2 protein-coding genes are annotated in these 1034 nt (G+C 50.4%); both read right to left on the reverse strand.

Annotated features, from left to right (window positions below; all coding sequences use genetic code 11):
- The coding region (locus A918_RS0105710; RefSeq protein WP_022710127.1) for a MaoC/PaaZ C-terminal domain-containing protein at window positions 1-435 on the reverse strand (435 nt) is incomplete at its 3' end.
- Window positions 435-896, reverse strand: a complete 462-nt coding sequence (locus A918_RS0105715) for a MaoC family dehydratase (protein WP_022710128.1) — start codon at window positions 894-896, stop codon at window positions 435-437. The genes A918_RS0105710 and A918_RS0105715, both read right to left, overlap by 1 nt.
- Window positions 897-1034 lie beyond the last annotated feature (138 nt).

Here is a 1034-nt window from a genome sequence, read left to right on the forward strand (position 1 = left end):
CTGGTTTGTGCCTGTGGAGTGATGACTGAGCATAGACCAGCCCGGTTTTGTCGCCAGCGGGCGAATACCGGTGATCTGTGCAGTATAAGCGATCACATCACCTGCAAAGACCGGATGCTCCCAGCGCAGGTTTTCAAAACCGGGTGAGGGGCCGAAAACCGGCGGCGTTTCTCCGCGCTCTATGCAGGTTTTAACTATACCAATCATGGACTGCACATTCAGGCGCATCCAGACCGCAGTGGTGTGCCAGCCTGAGGCGCAGAGCGCGCCGAAAAAACTCTCTTTGGCTGCAACCGGATCAGTATGAAAGACCTGCGGGTCATATTTTTCTGCAAAGCGGATAATTTTCGCCTCGGTAAATTCATAAGAGCCGATGGTAACTGTTTTGCCGATATTCTCTTCAAGAATGGATGGCTTGCTGGTCTTTGCCATCATCACGCCTCCTGAATATTTACGCGCATGAAAATTGAACCCTGTGCTTCACAAACGGGAATATCATTCTGATTGGTGATCTTGTGGTTCAACCGGATGATGCCGAGTGCAGGTTGTGAGCGGGAGACACGCTTTTCCAGAACTGTTGTGGTTGCGCTGATTGTGTCTCCGGCCAGTACAGGTTTCAGCCATTTGACATATTCCACGCCGGGTGCACCCTGACTGTCGGAATTGCTGATAAACCGGTCAGCCATCATGCGCATCAGCATGGCACAGGTATGCCAGCCGGAAGCGGAAAGCCCGCCGAGAATTGACGCTTTGCCTGCTTCTTCGCTCATATGAAAAGGCTGTGGGTCAAACTCGCTGGCAAAGGCAATGACTTCTTCCGCAGTCACCAGCCTGGAGCCGAGTTGCAGGCTGTCGCCGACGATAAAATCATTATAGGTGAAATGGGGCTGGCTCAACGGCACTCTCCTCCGTTTATATGACAAGCTGCCGTGCAATAGTGATATGTGGCTGCTTTGTTTTCGGTGTTGTATCCTATGATCTTTTACGTAAACGTCAAATGATGTTTTGTTAAATTACACAGATACAAAAAAAAG

Source organism: Pseudochrobactrum sp. AO18b, assembly GCF_000409565.1.
Taxonomy (GTDB): domain Bacteria; phylum Pseudomonadota; class Alphaproteobacteria; order Rhizobiales; family Rhizobiaceae; genus Pseudochrobactrum; species Pseudochrobactrum saccharolyticum.